Annotated in this window: 20 protein-coding genes; 9 read left to right on the top strand and 11 right to left on the bottom strand. The window is 63.5% G+C overall.

All coding sequences use genetic code 11. From position 1 onward, the window contains the following. The first annotated feature begins 1 nt into the window (after position 1). A complete protein-coding gene (locus tag ACVWY6_RS16120; RefSeq protein ID WP_457539379.1) occupies positions 2-1,054 on the top strand; it encodes a sensor histidine kinase in 1,053 nt (350 codons plus the stop codon). Here the strand turns inward: ACVWY6_RS16120 and ACVWY6_RS16115 are convergent. The 4 genes from ACVWY6_RS16115 to ACVWY6_RS16100 form a co-directional block, all read right to left on the bottom strand. Beyond that, positions 1,051-2,079 carry an NAD-dependent epimerase/dehydratase family protein gene (locus tag ACVWY6_RS16115; RefSeq protein ID WP_457540179.1) on the bottom strand — a complete coding sequence of 343 codons (1,029 nt, stop codon included), beginning with the start codon at positions 2,077-2,079 and terminating at the stop codon, positions 1,051-1,053. The genes ACVWY6_RS16120 and ACVWY6_RS16115 overlap by 4 nt on opposite strands. A 5-nt stretch (positions 2,080-2,084) precedes the next feature. Then, on the bottom strand, positions 2,085-2,882 hold the full coding sequence (locus ACVWY6_RS16110; RefSeq protein ID WP_457539377.1) for an S-methyl-5'-thioadenosine phosphorylase: 798 nt from the start codon (positions 2,880-2,882) through the stop codon (positions 2,085-2,087). Between the two features lie 200 nt (positions 2,883-3,082). Next, positions 3,083-3,406, bottom strand: coding sequence for a TetR-like C-terminal domain-containing protein (locus tag ACVWY6_RS16105; RefSeq protein ID WP_457540177.1), 324 nt, complete (start codon positions 3,404-3,406; stop codon positions 3,083-3,085). A 22-nt stretch (positions 3,407-3,428) separates the two neighbouring features. Beyond that, on the bottom strand, positions 3,429-3,674 hold the full coding sequence (locus tag ACVWY6_RS16100) for a helix-turn-helix domain-containing protein (RefSeq protein WP_457539375.1): 246 nt from the start codon (positions 3,672-3,674) through the stop codon (positions 3,429-3,431). Between the two features lie 113 nt (positions 3,675-3,787). Between ACVWY6_RS16100 and ACVWY6_RS16095 the strand changes: the two genes are divergently transcribed. Further along, positions 3,788-4,972 (top strand): serine hydrolase domain-containing protein, encoded by a 1,185-nt coding sequence (locus tag ACVWY6_RS16095; protein ID WP_457539374.1) that lies wholly within the window; start codon positions 3,788-3,790, stop codon positions 4,970-4,972. Between the two features lie 81 nt (positions 4,973-5,053). Here ACVWY6_RS16095 and ACVWY6_RS16090 read toward each other — a convergent pair whose 3' ends face one another. Next, a complete protein-coding gene (locus ACVWY6_RS16090; protein ID WP_457539372.1) occupies positions 5,054-5,983 on the bottom strand; it encodes an NADP-dependent oxidoreductase in 930 nt (309 codons plus the stop codon). Positions 5,984-6,072: 89 nt separating this feature from the next. Here ACVWY6_RS16090 and ACVWY6_RS16085 point away from each other — a divergent pair, with 89 nt between their 5' ends. After that, positions 6,073-6,588 (top strand): MarR family winged helix-turn-helix transcriptional regulator, encoded by a 516-nt coding sequence (locus ACVWY6_RS16085; protein ID WP_457539370.1) that lies wholly within the window; start codon positions 6,073-6,075, stop codon positions 6,586-6,588. A gap of 133 nt (positions 6,589-6,721) precedes the next feature. Continuing rightward, positions 6,722-7,231, top strand: a complete 510-nt coding sequence (locus ACVWY6_RS16080) for a DUF3995 domain-containing protein (protein ID WP_457539368.1) — start codon at positions 6,722-6,724, stop codon at positions 7,229-7,231. Positions 7,232-7,686: 455 nt separating this feature from the next. Here ACVWY6_RS16080 and ACVWY6_RS16075 read toward each other — a convergent pair whose 3' ends face one another. Next, positions 7,687-8,385 (bottom strand): SDR family NAD(P)-dependent oxidoreductase, encoded by a 699-nt coding sequence (locus ACVWY6_RS16075; RefSeq protein ID WP_457539366.1) that lies wholly within the window; start codon positions 8,383-8,385, stop codon positions 7,687-7,689. 102 nt (positions 8,386-8,487) lie between these two features. On the opposite strand from ACVWY6_RS16075, the gene ACVWY6_RS16070 reads away from it, so the two are divergent. The 4 genes from ACVWY6_RS16070 (at position 8,488) to ACVWY6_RS16055 (ending at position 11,415) form a co-directional block, all read left to right on the top strand. Continuing rightward, complete coding sequence (locus ACVWY6_RS16070; protein ID WP_457539364.1) at positions 8,488-9,348, top strand: helix-turn-helix transcriptional regulator; 861 nt, start codon at positions 8,488-8,490, stop codon at positions 9,346-9,348. A 338-nt stretch (positions 9,349-9,686) separates the two neighbouring features. Continuing rightward, entirely contained in the window at positions 9,687-10,394 is a 708-nt protein-coding gene (nthB, locus tag ACVWY6_RS16065) for a nitrile hydratase subunit beta (protein WP_457539363.1), read from the top strand. Then, positions 10,391-10,990, top strand: a complete 600-nt coding sequence (gene nthA, locus ACVWY6_RS16060) for a nitrile hydratase subunit alpha (RefSeq protein ID WP_457539362.1) — start codon at positions 10,391-10,393, stop codon at positions 10,988-10,990. Before nthB ends, nthA begins: the two co-directional genes overlap by 4 nt. Beyond that, positions 10,987-11,415 carry a nitrile hydratase accessory protein gene (locus tag ACVWY6_RS16055; protein ID WP_457539360.1) on the top strand — a complete coding sequence of 143 codons (429 nt, stop codon included), beginning with the start codon at positions 10,987-10,989 and terminating at the stop codon, positions 11,413-11,415. Before nthA ends, ACVWY6_RS16055 begins: the two co-directional genes overlap by 4 nt. Before the next feature lie 277 nt (positions 11,416-11,692). Here the strand turns inward: ACVWY6_RS16055 and ACVWY6_RS16050 are convergent, their stop codons facing one another. The 5 genes from ACVWY6_RS16050 to ACVWY6_RS16030 all read right to left on the bottom strand — a co-directional run bounded on the left by ACVWY6_RS16050 (position 11,693) and on the right by ACVWY6_RS16030 (position 15,866). After that, positions 11,693-12,124 carry a hypothetical protein gene (locus tag ACVWY6_RS16050; RefSeq protein WP_457539358.1) on the bottom strand — a complete coding sequence of 144 codons (432 nt, stop codon included), beginning with the start codon at positions 12,122-12,124 and terminating at the stop codon, positions 11,693-11,695. 199 nt (positions 12,125-12,323) lie between these two features. Then, entirely contained in the window at positions 12,324-13,211 is an 888-nt protein-coding gene (locus ACVWY6_RS16045; protein ID WP_457539356.1) for a hypothetical protein, read from the bottom strand. 81 nt (positions 13,212-13,292) lie between these two features. Next, positions 13,293-14,159: a hypothetical protein gene (locus tag ACVWY6_RS16040; protein WP_457539355.1), complete on the bottom strand. Its 867-nt coding sequence runs from the start codon at positions 14,157-14,159 to the stop codon at positions 13,293-13,295. 33 nt (positions 14,160-14,192) lie between these two features. After that, entirely contained in the window at positions 14,193-15,062 is an 870-nt protein-coding gene (locus ACVWY6_RS16035) for an LLM class flavin-dependent oxidoreductase (RefSeq protein ID WP_457539353.1), read from the bottom strand. Between the two features lie 273 nt (positions 15,063-15,335). Beyond that, positions 15,336-15,866 (bottom strand): hypothetical protein, encoded by a 531-nt coding sequence (locus ACVWY6_RS16030; protein WP_457539351.1) that lies wholly within the window; start codon positions 15,864-15,866, stop codon positions 15,336-15,338. A 204-nt stretch (positions 15,867-16,070) separates the two neighbouring features. Here ACVWY6_RS16030 and ACVWY6_RS16025 point away from each other — a divergent pair, with 204 nt between their 5' ends. Further along, positions 16,071-16,349 (top strand): hypothetical protein, encoded by a 279-nt coding sequence (locus ACVWY6_RS16025; protein ID WP_457539350.1) that lies wholly within the window; start codon positions 16,071-16,073, stop codon positions 16,347-16,349. The last annotated feature ends 6 nt before the right edge of the window (positions 16,350-16,355 follow it).

Genomic DNA, 16,355 nt, shown 5'->3' with positions numbered 1-16,355 from the left:
GATGGCAACCGACATCCCACAGATAGTCGGACTTTCGTTGCTCTGGTCCGCACCGGTGGTCCTACTCGGCACCGTGATCTTGCTACGCCTCCAGCGACTGTCGCTGGTGACGAACACCGTTGTCATGGTGATGATTCCGCCCGTCGCCATCCTGATGGGAGTGATCGGCGTCAGTGGATTCATGTTCACCGACGACCTGAAGCGGACCGCGACGGTTCTCACCTCGGTGGCCGTCATCGCCATCCCGGCAGCGGTGCTGCTAGGCCGATTCCAGGCCCGCCGCACCGTGTGGGAGCGTCATGCGCGCGAACAGGAACGGGCCGCTGAACAGTCGCGGCGGGAACTGATCGCCTGGGTCAGTCACGACTTGCGCACCCCGCTCGCCGACATCCGCGCAATGGCAGAAGCCCTCGCGGACGGGATCGTGTCCGACGCCGAGGAGGTCTCCACGTTCGCGCGTCAGATCGATCGCGACGCCGTCCGATTGTCGGACATGGTCGACGACCTGTTCGAGATGTCCAAGATCAATGCCGGCGCCGTGCGCCTCGATCGCGAACACCTGGATCTGCGCGAAGTGGTCGACGAAGTCATCGCCGGATGCGGTGCCGCCGCCGATCGGGCCGAGGTCCGCCTGTGGCCCGTCATGCCGGAATCTCCCGTTGTGGTCGATGCCGACGGCAGAGCCGTGTCGCGGGTGTTGACCAATTTGGTCATCAATGCGATCGCGCACACCCCGAATGGCTGCCCGGTGCACATCGAGGTGGGCCGCCACGAATCGTATGCGTTTCTGCGGGTCGACGACGCCGGACCCGGAATCGCCGAACACGAGATGACACGGATCTTCGAGATCGCCTACCGCGGCACATCGGCGCGGACGCCCCGGGACGACAACGGACTACCTGCAGGATCGGGAATGGGACTGGCAATCGCCGAGGGCCTGGTCAGTGCACACGGGGGCCGGATCACCGTGTCCAATCGTGAACCGGGCAGCCGGTTCGAGGTACTCCTGCCGGTGACCGCGGGGCCCGCGCCTGCAGAAAGATCCGACGGCTAGCGCAGCGGCGCGGTCGCGAACTCTCGCAGGCCGAACTCCGGCATGATCGTGGCCCGGAAACCGAGTGCGGTGGCGGCCCGCGCCGGATCGGCGACGATGTGGCGGACATCCCCTGGCCGGTATCGCCCGGTGGTGACCGGAGCAGGTCCGTCGATGCCGGTGGTGAGTGATTCGGCCACCTGCTTGATCGAGATCGGATGCCCGGAGCAGATGTTGAATGCCTCGAACCCGCGGATGTCGGCGGACGTTGACCGCTCGATGGCCGCGACATTGGCGGCCGCGATGTCGGCCACGTGCACGAAGTCCCGCATCTGTCCGCCGTCCTCGAACACCGTCGGCGCCGTCCGCGCCTCGAGTTGCGACCGGAAGATGGCCGCCACCCCGGCGTACGGGGTGTCACGGGGCATGTGCGGGCCGTACACGTTGTGGTAGCGCAGCGCGGTCACCGCACCGCTTGTCTCGAGCGACCATGCACGGCAATAGGATTCCTGTGCCGCTTTGCTCGCCGCGTAGTAGCTTCGTGGTGACAGCGGGGCGTCTTCTGGGGTCAAGTCCCACTGCGCGGGCTCGCCGCCGGGAAGGTAGCGCTCGAATCTGCCCGCCTCGAGATCGGCGACATCACGTGGCGGTGGGTCGACAACAGCACCAGAACGATCTCTATAGGTGCCGTCGCCGTAGACCACCATCGACGATGCAAGTATCATTCGGCGACAACGGGTTTCGAACATTGCGGCCAACAGCCGGGCGGTCACCAGATCGTTGTCGGCAGCATAGTCCGGCGCGTCGCGGGCATCGACACCAGCGCCCACCCGGGCAGCCTGATGACAGACGACGTCGACGCCGTCGAGCATCTCGATGAGCTCGGCTGTCCTCAGGTCGGCCACCTGCACCCCGGCAGGCGCCGTGGCACCGGCGCCATGTGCCGCCGGCACCATGCCGTCGACCGCGACCACTTCATGTCCGCGATCGATAAGTGCGGACATGATGTGCGAACCGATGAATCCGGCGGCCCCGGTGAGCAACACCCGTGTCACAGCTCAACCTCCATCACCGCGGCAATGTCGTGTTCGCCTCGTGCACAGAGACATTCGGATTGCTCTGCGGCATCACCGATGGCGGTGCCGAGGACCTCCCGGAGGCGCTCTAGCCCAAGCTCGAAGACCGCGAACACCTCCGAGGCGGTCACGCCTTCACCGGCCACCAACCCGGCGTCGATATCGGTGACCAAAGCAATGGAGGCGTAACACATCTCGAGTTCGCGGGCGAGAACCGCTTCCGGGTGCCCAGTCATGTTGATCAGCGTCCAACCCTGCCGGGCGTACCATTGACTCTCGGCCCTCGTCGAAAACCGCGGACCCTCGACCACCACCATCGTGCCTTCGGTGACTGCCTCCGGTGCGGCCGTGGCGGCCGCCCTGCGCAGCGTGGGGCAGTAGGGGTCCGCGAAGCCCACGTGAACCGCGGGGCCGTCGAAGAATGTTTGGGAACGACTCGTGGTGCGGTCCACCAGTTGGTCGGGGATCACCATCGTGCCGGGAGCGAGATCGGGGTTGAGCCCGCCGACTGCGCAGGGCGCGAACACCTGCCGGACACCCACAGACCGCAAGGCCCACGCGTTGGCCCGGTACGGAACGGTGTGGGGCGCGTACTCATGAGACACCCCATGCCGGGGGAGGAACGCGACCGAGACCCCACCGACGTCGCCAATGGTGATCGCCGCACTCGGATCGCCGTACGGGGTGCGTACTTTCACCTGATCGGCGCTCGAGTCAAAGAACGAGTAGAAGCCAGAACCGCCGATGACTCCGATGCGAGGTTGTGCACTCATGAAGCCAGCCTGCCTCACCACACCGGCCCACGGAGGATCACGACGTGGATGTCACAGATTCGTCACGCCTATACCGACCCTCTGGGCCAGTGTCACCATCAGACTTGCTCCTGCCGTCCCACGCATCTCGGGGCCGGCTGCGCTGAACATGCAGTGCCGCAACGTGTGCGGCGAGTGCGGCAGGGATGTCCTCCTGCTGATCAACGAGTTGCTGGTTGCACTGTCAGGGCGGCCAGAACCGAGTCGACGGTTTGGATCGCAAGAGCGGCGTCGACAGGTAGGTGCCGGAACAGAATTCGGTAGTACAGCGGGGCGGCGAGCGCATCGAGTACGAACTCCATATCGAACGATTGTCGGATCGCGCCTCGCTGGCGTGCGGATTCAAGAGCGAGGGCAGTGGACTTTCGCCGTGGAACGAAGACTCTGTGAAGAAAGTCCTCGGACAAGTCTGGATCGCAGGCCAGATCAGACACCAATGCCGGCAGAATCCTGCCAAGAGTGGTGCCTCCTAGCGCGGTGGCCAGCGTCGTGATGCCGACGATCAGGTCAGCTCTGAGGTCGTCGGTGTCGGGAGTGGGTGTGGGTGTGGTGCCGAGTTCGGTTGATGACGGTGTCGACGATCAAGTGCCGTTTGGATTGCCACCGCCGGTACACCGCGGGGCGATGCACCCCGGCGCGAGTGGCAACCTGGCCGATGGACAGGTCTGCGTATCCGACCTCGCCCAGCAAGTACCGTAACGGTTCGCCCCTGGAGGAACATCGGTCACCGCGGTCTGTGGCTCCGATCCGCACCCTTGAGAAAACTGCATGTCGAACCCGGTCAGCCGTTAAAATCCACGTCAAAGCTGATACGTCAATCAGCAATTCAAGTCCCACCAGGCTTTGTGCACGAAGGGATCAACCCCATGGCTGTGTCAACGCGTAGGCGGCTTCAACGAGTTGCGGCCGCCGCATTCGTCGGCATCCTTGCAACCACGGGCCTCTCGTGCGGATCAGATGGTTCCGGCAGCGGTCAGCAGGACTCCGCACAGCCGAGCTCGAAAGCCGTGAGCGCGGAGGCCGGCGCGATCGTGGACATTGTCCGCAACAAGCTCGCCGAGCTGAATCTGACTGGCGCCGTATTCGGAGTGTGGCGCGGCGACGAGGAGCTCGTCGTCGACGCGGCCGGCGAATCTCCGGTTGGTGTTCCCGCCACGGCTGACATGCAATTGCGTGTCGGCCAGCCGATGGAGCCGATGCTGTCGACAGTTCTGCTGCAACTCAACGAAGACGGAACACTGGGCCTCGACGAGCCGATCGCCAAATGGGTGCCCGACTTTCCGCGCGCCGACACCATCACCCCCCGGATGCTCGCCAATAGCACTTCAGGAATCTCCGACTACGTGACGAATCCTGAGTTCTTGAAAGTCTTCTACGCCAACCCGATCAAAGGGTTCACGTCACAAGAGATCCTCGACCTGGCCACGTCCCGCCCGCCACTGTTCGAGCCGGGAACGAGCTTCGCATACTCGCACAGCGATTTGTGCCTCCTTGGCGTCGTGCTCGAAAGGGCCTCGGGCAAGCCTCTACAAGAGCTGCTGCAGGAGCGCATCTTCACACCGCTTGCAATGAGCAACAGCAATGTGGTCTTGACACCACAAATGACCGAACCGATGCTGCACGGCTACACGAACGAACGTGAAGTCTTCGAGGACTCCACATTCTGGAACCCCACGGCGTTCCTCAACAGCGGCAACACCAACTCGACGGTGACAGATCTCGCTCGTTGGGCACGCGCCCTTGCTTCAGGAGAAGTGTTGTCGGACAGAGCATTCAAAGAGATGATGGGTCCCTCGACCGCTGGGCTGGGCCCGTTGACCGAAGAGAAGTACTTCGCATTCGGCACCGCCCACCTGAACAGCTGGCTGGTCATGAACCCTTCATTCGGCGGCTACAACGGCGTAGTTCTCTACGAGAACGAATCGAAGACGACGATCATCGTGTACGCCACACTTGGCCCGACGGCCAACGCCGACACCAACAACGCGGTACCGATGGGCACCGCCATCAGCACGCTGCTGCTCCCAGACAAGCCACTGGCGTTGTCTTGACGCGCCTGCACGAGGATGCCACGCATCTTACAAACGTAAGAGCAGTAGGTTGGCCTACCCGGTGAATCAACCGGTTCGGATTCAGGGGAGCACAACGACCTTCCCTGTGATCCGTCCGCCGGCTGCTTCCTTGTGGAGGGCGGGCAGTTCGGTGAGAGGTATCCGCCGCGTGACCTCGATGGTGAGTGCGCCGGCGTCGACCAGGGACACGATCTCGGTGAGGCGTGTGCGGTTCGGTTGAACGAACACGGTGGCTGCCCGCACATTTCGTGCTTTGTCGTCGGGCGTCGCCATGAACGCGGTGGTGCTGACAATGGCGCCGCCGTCTCGAACGGCGGTGACGAGGGTGGCGAACTGCTCGGGCTCGATGGGGGCGAGGTTGAGCAGTACGTCGACTTGCCCGTCGAGGGCATCGAGTAGCGCGGTGTTGGTGTGATCGATGATGTGGTCGGCGCCCGCGGCGCGGACAGCGTCAATGCTGCGTGGGCTGGCGGTTGCGATGACGTGCACGCCGGCGCGTTTGGCCAGTTGGATGGCGTACTTGCCGACCACACCTCCTGCACCAACGATCAGCACGCTCTGTCCGCTCTCTAGTTGCCCGTCTTCGAACAGCGCCTGCCAGGCAGTCAGGGCGACGGACGGTAGTGCCGCGGCGTCGTCCAACGGGATGGTGGTGGGGGCGTGCACCAGTGCCTGGGCCGGTGCGGTGACGTACTCGGCTGCGCCGCCGTCATGTTCCATCGGCAGGAACCCGACGACGATGTCGCCGACTGCCAGGTCGTCCACTCCCTCGCCGAGCGCATCTACGGTTCCCGAAACGTCATATCCGGGAATGTGGGGCAAAACGATTGGGATGGGCAAGAACCCAGCCCGCATGCCGTTGTCGGCGGCGTTGTACGCCGACGCTGCCACACGTACGCGGACCTCTCCAGCGGCCGGCGTCGGCTGCTCGACATCTCCGTAGTGGAGGACTTCGGGACCGCCGACCTCGTGGAACTGTACTGCCTTCATGACGACTCCTTTATATAGATGCTTCGAATGTGAAGCACTTGGCCAACATAGCAGTGCTTTGAAATCGAAGCAACAGGTAAACTGTTCACGTGACCGAACGCAGAGAACAACAAGGTCTGAGCGCCGTCGAGCTCGGCGCGTACCTCGCGCTGATCGAGACGAGCAGCCTGGTGCGGCATGCAGTGGAACAGCAGTTACAGGAGGCGGGCAGCCTCAGCTACGTGCAGTTTCAATTGCTCGCATCGCTTGGAGACGCACCTACGGGCAGTCGCCGGATGACGGAACTGGCCGACGGCGTGGTCTACAGCAGGAGCGGACTCACCTATCAAGTGGGTCTTCTCGAACGCGCGGGGCTGGTGACCCGCAGAGCTTCTGAGGAAGATGAACGCGGAATCACCGTCACTGTGACCGAGGCCGGCCGTCGAGTACTCGCGGCCGTGTTCCCAGGGCACATCGGGATCGTTCGGCAACTACTCTTCGACGCGCTGGACCAGGATGACATCGATGACCTCGCCCGCGTACTCACGAAAGTTCGTGACCACATGCGAACCATTCCCCCTCGCTCGGCCAAACCCCGCCGCGCGAGCAAGCGTCGGAGTGAGTGAGGCGCGAATCATGTAGGACTCTGCGCACCCCGGTCTCGCCGGGTACGGCGCGTTGATCGACGAACACTTTCTCGGGGTCAGGTTGCGGGTAAACCTGGATGTGCCTGCAGCCCAGCGTTCGTAGGCTGTTTTCATGCGAACACACACGTCGACGGCGCAGACCGACGTCGCCTCGGTAGCCTTCGGCATCGCTGCGGCCGCCGGTCTATTGCACGCGGTGGCGAGTCTGTACTGGGCCGTCGGCGGCCGTTGGCAACTCGAGTCAGTGGGAGAGTGGGCTGTCGAGCTCGCGCGCGAGAGCCCGGTCGAAATCGGTCTGGCCTTGGGTCTCATCGCGCTGGTAAAAGCGGTCGCAGCTGTTGTGCCGATGGTCAACGAGCGACGAAAGAGCCGATTCTATCGACCGATTCGATGGTGTGGGTGGTCAGGCGGTGTCGTTCTGGTGGTGTGGGGAGGGGTGTCGTCGTTGTCGGCGTGCGCGGTGCTCGCCGGCCTCGTCTCGCCCAGCAATGGATACAACCGGAGCACCATGATCGGGCACGCCTTCATATGGGATCCGCTGTTTGTGGTGTGGGGTGCCGCGCTACTGACGGGCCTATGGCTCACCAGGCCCGCACGACCTCTGGTGCGCCCAGGCCCCTGAGCGCGTTCAACCGCGGAAGTCAGCACCCTTAGGTTGGGTCCTTCTGTCAGCGATAACCATTCGCGATCAGCGCCGCGTTCAGCGACGATGAAACTTGTGGAACCTGATGAAGTACCTGACGATTGGCTTCCACCGGCGCCGCTCCCGGTCCCGCTACCGGCCGTTCGCTATCACCGCACATGTATCAGTGAGTTCCTCGCGGAAATTGATCCCGAAACCGGCTACCTGTCTGAGGTGTCCTTCGACGACAAGTGACGAAAAAGTTCTGCGGCACAGTGAGCCGGGCGACGTAGCCACAACCGAGATCGAGCACCTTGGTGGCTGGCTTGGAACATGAGACGCTGCGTCGGGCCGTCGAACTCGCGAACTTGCCGACCGGATAGTCACCACTGGACCAACCGTCTCCCAGGGTCAAATGTCGAAACCAGCGCCGCCGCCGATCGCGCAATCCGCCTTCACGACCAGCTGATCTCGCCTTCCCGGTCAACGAACCGCCCCGATCCATGGCCGGGCCCTTCGGTGGCGAGACTGACGACCGCGTCGGTGCCTTCGGTGATGGTCTGAAGACCGGAGTGGCCGTTGAAATCCGTTGCGGTGTAACCGGGGTCGGCAGCATTGATGCGGATGCCGACGAGAGCTTTTGCGTACTGGGTGGTGAGCATGGTCAGCGCCGCCTTCGAGGCCGTGTAGATCGGCGCGACGACGTGAGATTCCGGGCGATTCGGATCATGCTTTGCCGCAAGCGATCCCATCCCGCTGCTCACATTGATGACCACAGGATCATCAGACCGCTTCAAGAGGGGAAGGAAGGCCGTAGTGGTCCGGACGACACCGGCGACGTTCACATCGAGAACGCCGAGCACGTCGGCGCCGGTCAAGTCACTCGGATCGCCCATCGGACCCGCAACGCCGGCGTTGTTGATGAGGACGTCGATCGCCCCCTCGTGTTGCGCGACGTTGTCTGCGGCTGCGGCCACCGATAGGTCATCGGTGACATCTATTTGAACGAATCGGGCTCCGAGCGCTTCGGCAGCCGCTGAACCTGCACGGCTGTCGCGGGCTCCAATCAGAACGGTGTGACCCTGTTCGATGAGTCGTCGAGCGGTCTCGTGTCCTAGGCCCTTGTTGGCTCCGGTGATGAATGTGATTGTCATGCATTCATCCTGTGCTCGACACGGATAGCTCACCAGAGACGGTTGGACGGTAGGACAACGAGTACCACCTTCGAACCGTGCCGGCGGGGCACAATCGAGGACGTGAACACTCACCCGACCGATCTCGGCGTCACCTTGCGCGCCTGCCGCGACCGGATGTCCCCGTCCGCGGCCGGACTACCGGAGCGGCATGCCCGCCGTGCCAAAGGCCTACGACGGGAGGAACTCGCCGACCTGGCCGGCGTGTCCGTCGACTACGTCGTGCGCCTCGAGCAAGGCCGGGCGACGACACCGTCTGCGCAAGTGATCGCATCGCTTGGTCGGGCCCTGCAGCTGACGGATACGGAGCGGGACCATCTGTACAGACTGGCCGGGCATGTCCCTCCCGGCTCCGACGAGATCTCCGATCACATCCCACCCGGCGTTCACCGCGTCCTGAACCGGCTCGGAGACACAGCGGTCGCGGTCTTTGCCGCAGATTGGCAGCTGATCTGGTGGAACCGGGGCTGGGCGGCTCTGATCGGCGATCCATCGTCAACTCCACCGTCGCTCCGCAACTTCGCCCGCGACACTTTCCTCGCCGACGACAACCCAGCGCTGTCGCAATGGCCCGTGACAATACCTGCCGGTGATACCGCGGAGGAGGCCATCGTGTCCGACCTACGCCGAGCCACCGGGCGTTTCCCGAACAACAGTCGCCTGATCAAGCTGATCGACTCGCTCACTGCCGGTAGCGAGCGTTTCGCCGACCTATGGGCCTCCGGCAAGGTTGGAGCGCACCGGGAGTCACACAAGATCATCGAGCATCCCCAGGTTGGGCCCATCGCGGTGGACTGCGACGTCCTCACCGACGGTGATGCGGAGTTGAAGATCGTAATCCTCACCGCTGCAACGGATACCGAAGACGAAACCAAACTTCGGCTGGCGATCCTGTCGGGTGTATCAGAAGCGGCTCACCGCTGATCCGGTCTCGGCGTGATCACCAGACAGCGGAGGAACCGCTCCTGACTCCGCCTGCAGGGTTCGCTGGCTTCGACCGCGCTATTGCAGGTCGGGCGGCATGATGTTCCCACTGCACCGCTTGGCTGAACGCGGAACATGTTGTCCCGCAGGGCAAGGTCCGCACCATGATTGGCGAGTTCAAAGGGAGTGCCTTGCCGTGGGTACGTCGGTTGACATCCTAGACACCGCGCTGGGAAGATTTGTGAGGTAAGTCACTTCGAAGGGGGAGTTCCTCAGAGTGCGGCTCCGAGGGTTCTCGAGTTCGAAGCAACAGACCACGCCGGAGTTGGGAGCACCATATGAACGGCGTATTCGATCTCGGAGGGACCGATGGTCTAGGTCCGGTCGATCCTCCGGACAGTGAACCGGTCTTCAGGGCAGAGTGGGAAAAGACGGTGTTCGCCATGTACCCGGCCTGCGTTGGCGCCGGGTACTTCGGTATTGACCAGTTCCGACACGGCACCGAGAAGATGGACCCGGCGACTTACCTCAGCTCGCCCTACTATCAGCACTGGCTCCACTCCATCGAGGCCCACGTCATCGCGATAGGCGCTATCGAGGCGGACGAACTAGCCCGCCGAACCCGCCACTATCTCGACAACCCCGACGCCCCGCTCCCTGAACACAGCCAACGCCAAGAGCTGCTCGACTTCGTTGATGTCGCGGTATCGGCGGGCGCTTCCGCTGCTCGAAGAACCAACAAGCAGCCGCGTTTCACCGTCGGTGACAAGGTGCGCACGTCGCACGTCAGCCCGTTCGGACACACCCGGTTGGCCCGGTACATCCGAGGTAAACGGGCTGTGGTTGTCGCTCACCGCGGGTCGTTCATCTACCCAGATTCGGCAGGGAACGGGCTGGGCGACGCACCCGAGCATGTCTACACCATCAAGCTCACCAGCGAAGAGTTGTGGGGCACAGGCTTTGGCGATCCGAATGCGTCGGTGTGTTTCGACGTATGGGACCCCTACGTCGAAATGATCGATGAAGAGAACGGGGCGACCGCATGAGTGCTTGGGGCTCAGGTCAGGAAGAAACGGCCGCCCGCGTCAAGGCGCTGGAGTCGATGCTCATCGAAAAGGGGGTGATGACGAGCTCGATGGTCGACCGCATCGTCGACATCTATGAGAATCAGGTCGGGCCGCAGCTGGGAGCAAAAGTAGTTGCCAAAGCATGGACTGACACCGACTTTCGGCGGCGACTCCTCGACAACGCCGGCGAAGCCTGCAGAGAACTGGGCATCGGTGGTCTGCAAGGCGAAGACATGGTGGTCCTCGAGGACACCGACGAGGTGCACCACGCCATCGTGTGCACATTGTGCTCGTGTTATCCGTGGCCGGTTCTCGGGTTGCCTCCCAACTGGTACAAAGACCCGCAATATCGGGCCCGCATCGTGCGTGAGCCGCGCAAGGTCCTGGCCGACGACTTCGGATTCGCCATCTCCGACTCCGTCGAGATCCGCATCTGGGACTCGAGTTCAGAGATGCGCTACTGGGTGCTGCCGCAGCGACCGACCGGTACCGACGGCTGGAGTGAAGAACAACTCGCTGCACTGGTCACGCGGGATTCGATGATCGGCGTCGGCCCGGTGAGAGCCGCATCATGAACGACGTGCCCGCCACCGCACCAAATGCGGACCGCCGAGCGGTGGATGATCTGGTCCGCAACCTACCCGGCGGACGGCCCGGAGAAATGTCATTCGATCACCCCTGGGAGATCAGAGCTTTCGCGCTGGCGGTGGCGGCGCACACCGCAGGCGAGTTCGATTGGCAACTGTTCCAGGGCGCGCTCATCGGCGCCATCAAGGACTGGGAGTCAACTCGCTCCGTCCCCTCCGATGAGTCGTGGTCGTACTACGAACACTGGGTGAGCGCACTGGAGGCAGTCATGGCCAGTAATGGAGCCATCGACCGTGCCGCTCTGAAGAATCGGACGATTGAGGTTCTAGCCGCACCGCCGAACCGCAATCACCACAAAGCCATACTCGAACCTGTCGCGATTGATGCCGCGATCACTGCAACGCCGAGCTGACAGTGCCCGCAGGACGACTGGCCCCTAGTCGTCCCCCATCCACGTCACGAACCCAGAACCTCCCTGACCCTGGTCAACTGTTCTACGAACCGCTGCCGGTAGAGCGCAGTGAAGCGATGCACGGGTTGATCGAGGATCGCACGGGCTGTCAGGTCTGAAACCGCCAGCAGCTCAAAAGAGAACACACTTCGTCCCATCGCCGCGATGCTGGTGTAGATGCCTGCCCCTCCACCACAGCAGTAGCAAGAGCCACCGAACATTCACCGTTGCGGTCGGACTAGCTGGGCTGCGGCGCGAACCGGCGCGCCCACACTTCCCGGACTGCAACGGCCACCAACACCACACCGATGGTCGTCATCGTTCCGAGTTGGACACTGTCCAGGACACCCGGAGTGGCCAACAACAGCAGTCCAAACGCCACGCACGGCGCGGCGACCGTCACAATTCCGGGCAACACCTCGCGAGCTGAGACCGCCTCAATAACAGCAGCAATGAGTACCGCGCCGAACGCGATCGCCGACCACAACTCAGGATCGGTCCACGGGTCGTACGACGAGCCTGCGAAGTCGGCGATGCCTACGGGTAAGTCGGTCAACCCGGTATACGCCGTCCAGCCGTACTCCTTGGTGAAAGAGGTCGCTCCGATGTAGCTGCCATACCTGCTCACACCCGTCCAGGTGATGCCCCCGGCAAACAGCGTCGCCACCATAAAGATCCACCACGCGCTATGGCCTGTGATGCGGGCATGTGAAAACACGCGGTGCCGGGTCATGGTCGCAAGTGTTTCAGGGCCGACCATCGCAAGTGCCCGGCAGCACAGGGAAACCGCCCTCGGGTGTTCGGTATTAGGTCACAGGCCCGCCCCGGAACAAGCCGGCAGGATGGGCAGGATGACCTTCCCATCCACGTCACGAACCCAGAAGCTCCCTGACCCTGGTCAACTGTTCTACGAACCGCTGACGGTAGAGCGCGGTGAACCGATGTAGGGGCTGATCGAGGATCGCGCGGGCTGTCTGGGCCGAAACCTCGAGCAGCTCAGCCACTTCCGCCGCCGCAACCGACGGATCTGCACTGTGCTGCACGATGTCGATGAGCTCGGGAGCATGGTCCAAGGCCCGGAGGTAGCCCGCGAAACGATCCAGGTCGGCCTGCAGCTGCCCGTGCGATTGCTCGGCGTAGTCGGGTTCCATCACGGGCTCCGAAGGAAGGAAGCGCCGAGGGTCCACCGCGACGTTGAACTCGACGTGAGTAATCTCCATGAGGTGCGCGTGGTCGTAGAAGCGCAGGCATGCTCCGGTGTGCTCATCAAGGGTGGCCTGCAATGAGTTGATCTTGCCGCGCGGTGGGTCAAGAAGGAACTCCCAGGCCGGCCGGCCCGCCACCGTGGTCGCAACGGGATCGGCAGCGGGGGAGTGGTAGTTGTGCGGGTCGGCGAAAAGCCAATCGCCCGGGTCTCCGAGCAAACGGTACGGATGCACGTGCCGCCACTTGGCCGCAGCCGACAATGCCGAGCCACCTGAAACAGGTTCGAGGTGGCCGCGACCACCCCGTATCCAGCACCGGGCTCCTTGCTGGACGTGTACCTCTCCGTGGTCATCGGTGACGTGCCAGCGGCCGCCCGGCATGATCGTGAAACTGGCGGTTGCCGCGGTCACCTCACCGTCGACGGTGGTCACTGAGCGCAATCCGCCTACGGCACTGGTGAACCCGACGTCGGCGTACTTGGTCCGCAACTCATCCCACAGGCCGACCCGACGCCCACCAGGCTCGCCAGATGCCACGACCGTGGTGTCCATGGATACATAGTGCCGAAAACGCCGGTGCTCACGTGGCGAGTTGGCCGATGGCGAACACAATTCGACCGGACTGTGCCCCCATCAGGCAGGCGGGGGCGTCCGCTGCAACTCGATGAGCCCGGCGCGGGCCATCCTCGCAACGTCAGAACGGAACTGCGACAACTGCATTGCCGCCACCGCCTCGGCACCACGTTCGGTGACTCCGAGCAGTTCGATAATGGCGGCTCGTGCGGCGGCGCCGTTGTCAGCGCCGGCGATGACCTCGAGGACGTCCTGCGGCCGATCCAGAGCTGCCACCGTCGCCGCCATCACCTCGAGGGTCTGCTCGCGCCGTTCGCGTGGGTCCCCGGGCCGACCGCCCCGGCGCCCGCGGTCGCGGGGCTCGGCCTCGACAACGGGTCCGGTCCAGACGAAGAGGTCAGCAGGTAGGTCGTCGTGCTCGCTGACGTCGTACACCTCGAACAGCTCGCCGCGTTCGGGATTGCCGACTCCCACGATGATGCCGGTGATGTCGTCGAAGGTGATCTCGATCGAATCGTCAGACCTCGACAGCAGAGTGGTTCTCCACGCTGCCCGGCCTGCTCTGTCAATGGGCGCCGGAGGTGCGGCCACGCGCATGTTCTGGCTCATCCGTCGCAGCAACGAGTCCCCGCCCAGCAGATCGACAGGGCTGAAGTGCGCTCCCAGGTTGAGGACGCGGATGTCACCTCCGAGGCGCCGCATCTCGCCATCGATGCGGACCAAGGGCTTCTCGCCTGCGCCCTGGATGTAGACGACATCACCCTCGCGCTCGATCCGCCACCGATCATGAGGTCCGTGCCAGAAGTCGAACACGGGCCCGGGCGTCTCGTCGCCTTCTTTGGCGGACGTTCGCATCGACCCGGACACGTACACGGTCTCGGCGGCCGCATTGCGGCCGGCCAACTCCACCCACGACGGTGTGCTCATGCCTGCGACGGTAGTCAGTGCACCCGCGGTCGGTCAGACCGGTGGCGGGAATCCGCGCTCGGCCAGTGCATCCAGCACACGCTCGGAGCCACGGAACGGGTCACCGTCTCGCGGCCAGTGGATAATCACGTCGGTGAAGCCGAGTTCCCCGGCCCGGCCGACCATGTCATCAAACGTCGCCAGACTCGTCAGTGAGAACTGCGGCGATGCGTCGAGGTTCAGGTAGCGGTCGAAGCCATCAGGGGAGCGACCTTCATCGGCCAGCGCCTCATCGAGGTGGTCGCACCCACGCTTGACCCCGTCGAACCACTCATCGAGCGTCTCGGCCTTCTGCCCGGTTGTCATCCAGGCATCACCGTGGCGGACGGCGAAGCGGATCGAACGGGGCCCGTTGCCGGCCAGGATGAACGGGACCCGGTGCCGGACCGAGCCGCCGACCAGACGCATGTCGCGAGCCTGGTAATACTCGCCGTCGGCCGAGACATGGTCGTCGGTGAGCAATCGGTCGAGCAAGAGGGTGAACTCCTGGAAACGGTCGACCTTCTGGCGCGGTGTCATCGCCGGGGCGCCCTGCAGTCCGTCGTCAGGTGTACCTCCCGCGCCCAGCCCCAGCAACACGCGGTCGCCGGCGATGTCGAGCAAGGTCTCGACCTCACGCGAAAAAGACACGGGGTGACGAAAATTGGGCGACACCACAAACGAGCCGATCTTGATCGTGGAGGTCACCATGGCAAGAGCGGTCATCGTCGGGACGCTGGAGAACCAACGAGCGTCGGGCAGTCCGCCCCACACCAGATGGTCGAACACCCAGGCGTGGTCGAAGCCGATCTCCTCAGCACGTTCCCATTTCGGCCGCGCATCGTGCCACGAGTGATCGGGCAGGATGGAGATTCCGTATCGCATGGGCTCACTGTAGCCGTGGGCGACGACACCATCGCGAAACGCGATGCATCAACGACATATTGAGAGTTATCCACAAATCGTGCGGTTATCCACAGATGAGTGTGGAGAAATCGCGCCTTCGAGAGTGGCTGGGGGAGCGAAGAATCAAGCCTGACGTCAGTCTGTGTTCATTCAGGTGAATCAAGTTGCTAAACAGGTGTTCTCACAATGTCCACCAGACGCACGAGAGTCCCGTCGCACGTGGCGACGGGACTCTCGGCTCTGCAAAGAGGTTTAGCGGTTGTGCCTGGGAACGTGGCTTCCGTTGTCGCCGGGACCGTTCCCTGTCTGACGGGGGTCCAAATTGTGGCCCGGACCGTTTCCGGTGTGGCGGGGATCGAGGCCGTTGCCGGGGCCGTTTTCAGCCTGGCGGGGATCCATGCGGTTGCCGTTGTCGTGGCGGTTGTCATCGCGGCCGTTCCGGCCGACGTCGGGATCGAGCTTGTCGGCGCGCTGGAACTCGGCGTCTAGTTCTTGGCGCTTGCTGGCAGCTGTGCCCTGATGAGTGCTCGCCTCTGCGGCCAGGCGCTTGGCCTCGGCGGCCTTGGCGTCGGCTTCCGCCTGAGCCCGTCGGGCGTTGGCTGCGTGCTCTTCGGCGATGGCCTCACGCTTACGGACGCCGGCAACGCGTTCGGACGCCTGCTCCCGGATCTCTCCGGCTTGCACCCGACGGCTTTCCTTGCGCTTGCGTGCCAAGAACAGTGCGAGCGCTATGAGAGCCAGCACCACCACTACGGCTATGACGATCCAGACGACGGTATCCACGTTGACTCCTGACGAGACGATTTCCTCCCGGACTACCCAGGGATTTGTGGTCTCAAACACAAGAGTCCGCCGGTCAAGCTACGGCAAGCGGGCGATTTGTGATCTCGATACCGGAATGAGATCTGTGCAAGGTCACCGGTCTGCAGGTCACAGGGTCGGGGCACAGCAAACACTGTTGTCGGCGGCGATGTCTAGAGTGCGGCTATGAGCGACGACGACTACCCGGATGGCTGCCCCACCCTGTCCCGCGACGGCCAGGTGGTCGGCTTCTGCCCGTCGCCGAACGGCACCCATCTGCTGGTGTGGTGGCGTGCGGACAGCGAGATCATCGGTGGGTACGAAACCTACGAGGCAGGAGTCACCGCGGCACTACGCGCAATCGCCGCAGACGGTCTCGACCCGGACCCCGACGACGTGCGCGTGGAGGCCGCCAAATTGGAGGCCGATTTTGTGGGAACCGATTGGATGGGTCTCGGCTTCTGAAGTCGG

Source organism: Williamsia sp. R60, assembly GCF_054063855.1.
This window is presented reverse-complemented; position numbering and strand designations above follow the sequence as displayed.

What these genes read in the sequence shown, in the direction of transcription:
- ACVWY6_RS16120 (WP_457539379.1), top strand. Translation starts at nt 2, where the DNA reads ATGGCAACCGACATCCCACAGATAGTCGGACTTTCGTTGCTCTGGTCC.
- ACVWY6_RS16110 (WP_457539377.1), bottom strand. Translation starts at nt 2,882, where the DNA reads ATGAGTGCACAACCTCGCATCGGAGTCATCGGCGGTTCTGGCTTCTAC.
- ACVWY6_RS16095 (WP_457539374.1), top strand. Translation starts at nt 3,788, where the DNA reads ATGGCTGTGTCAACGCGTAGGCGGCTTCAACGAGTTGCGGCCGCCGCA.
- ACVWY6_RS16090 (WP_457539372.1), bottom strand. Translation starts at nt 5,983, where the DNA reads ATGAAGGCAGTACAGTTCCACGAGGTCGGCGGTCCCGAAGTCCTCCAC.
- ACVWY6_RS16080 (WP_457539368.1), top strand. Translation starts at nt 6,722, where the DNA reads ATGCGAACACACACGTCGACGGCGCAGACCGACGTCGCCTCGGTAGCC.
- ACVWY6_RS16075 (WP_457539366.1), bottom strand. Translation starts at nt 8,385, where the DNA reads ATGACAATCACATTCATCACCGGAGCCAACAAGGGCCTAGGACACGAG.
- nthB (WP_457539363.1), top strand. Translation starts at nt 9,687, where the DNA reads ATGAACGGCGTATTCGATCTCGGAGGGACCGATGGTCTAGGTCCGGTC.
- nthA (WP_457539362.1), top strand. Translation starts at nt 10,391, where the DNA reads ATGAGTGCTTGGGGCTCAGGTCAGGAAGAAACGGCCGCCCGCGTCAAG.
- ACVWY6_RS16055 (WP_457539360.1), top strand. Translation starts at nt 10,987, where the DNA reads ATGAACGACGTGCCCGCCACCGCACCAAATGCGGACCGCCGAGCGGTG.
- ACVWY6_RS16050 (WP_457539358.1), bottom strand. Translation starts at nt 12,124, where the DNA reads ATGGTGGCGACGCTGTTTGCCGGGGGCATCACCTGGACGGGTGTGAGC.
- ACVWY6_RS16045 (WP_457539356.1), bottom strand. Translation starts at nt 13,211, where the DNA reads ATGGACACCACGGTCGTGGCATCTGGCGAGCCTGGTGGGCGTCGGGTC.
- ACVWY6_RS16040 (WP_457539355.1), bottom strand. Translation starts at nt 14,159, where the DNA reads ATGAGCACACCGTCGTGGGTGGAGTTGGCCGGCCGCAATGCGGCCGCC.
- ACVWY6_RS16035 (WP_457539353.1), bottom strand. Translation starts at nt 15,062, where the DNA reads ATGCGATACGGAATCTCCATCCTGCCCGATCACTCGTGGCACGATGCG.
- ACVWY6_RS16025 (WP_457539350.1), top strand. Translation starts at nt 16,071, where the DNA reads ATGAGCGACGACGACTACCCGGATGGCTGCCCCACCCTGTCCCGCGAC.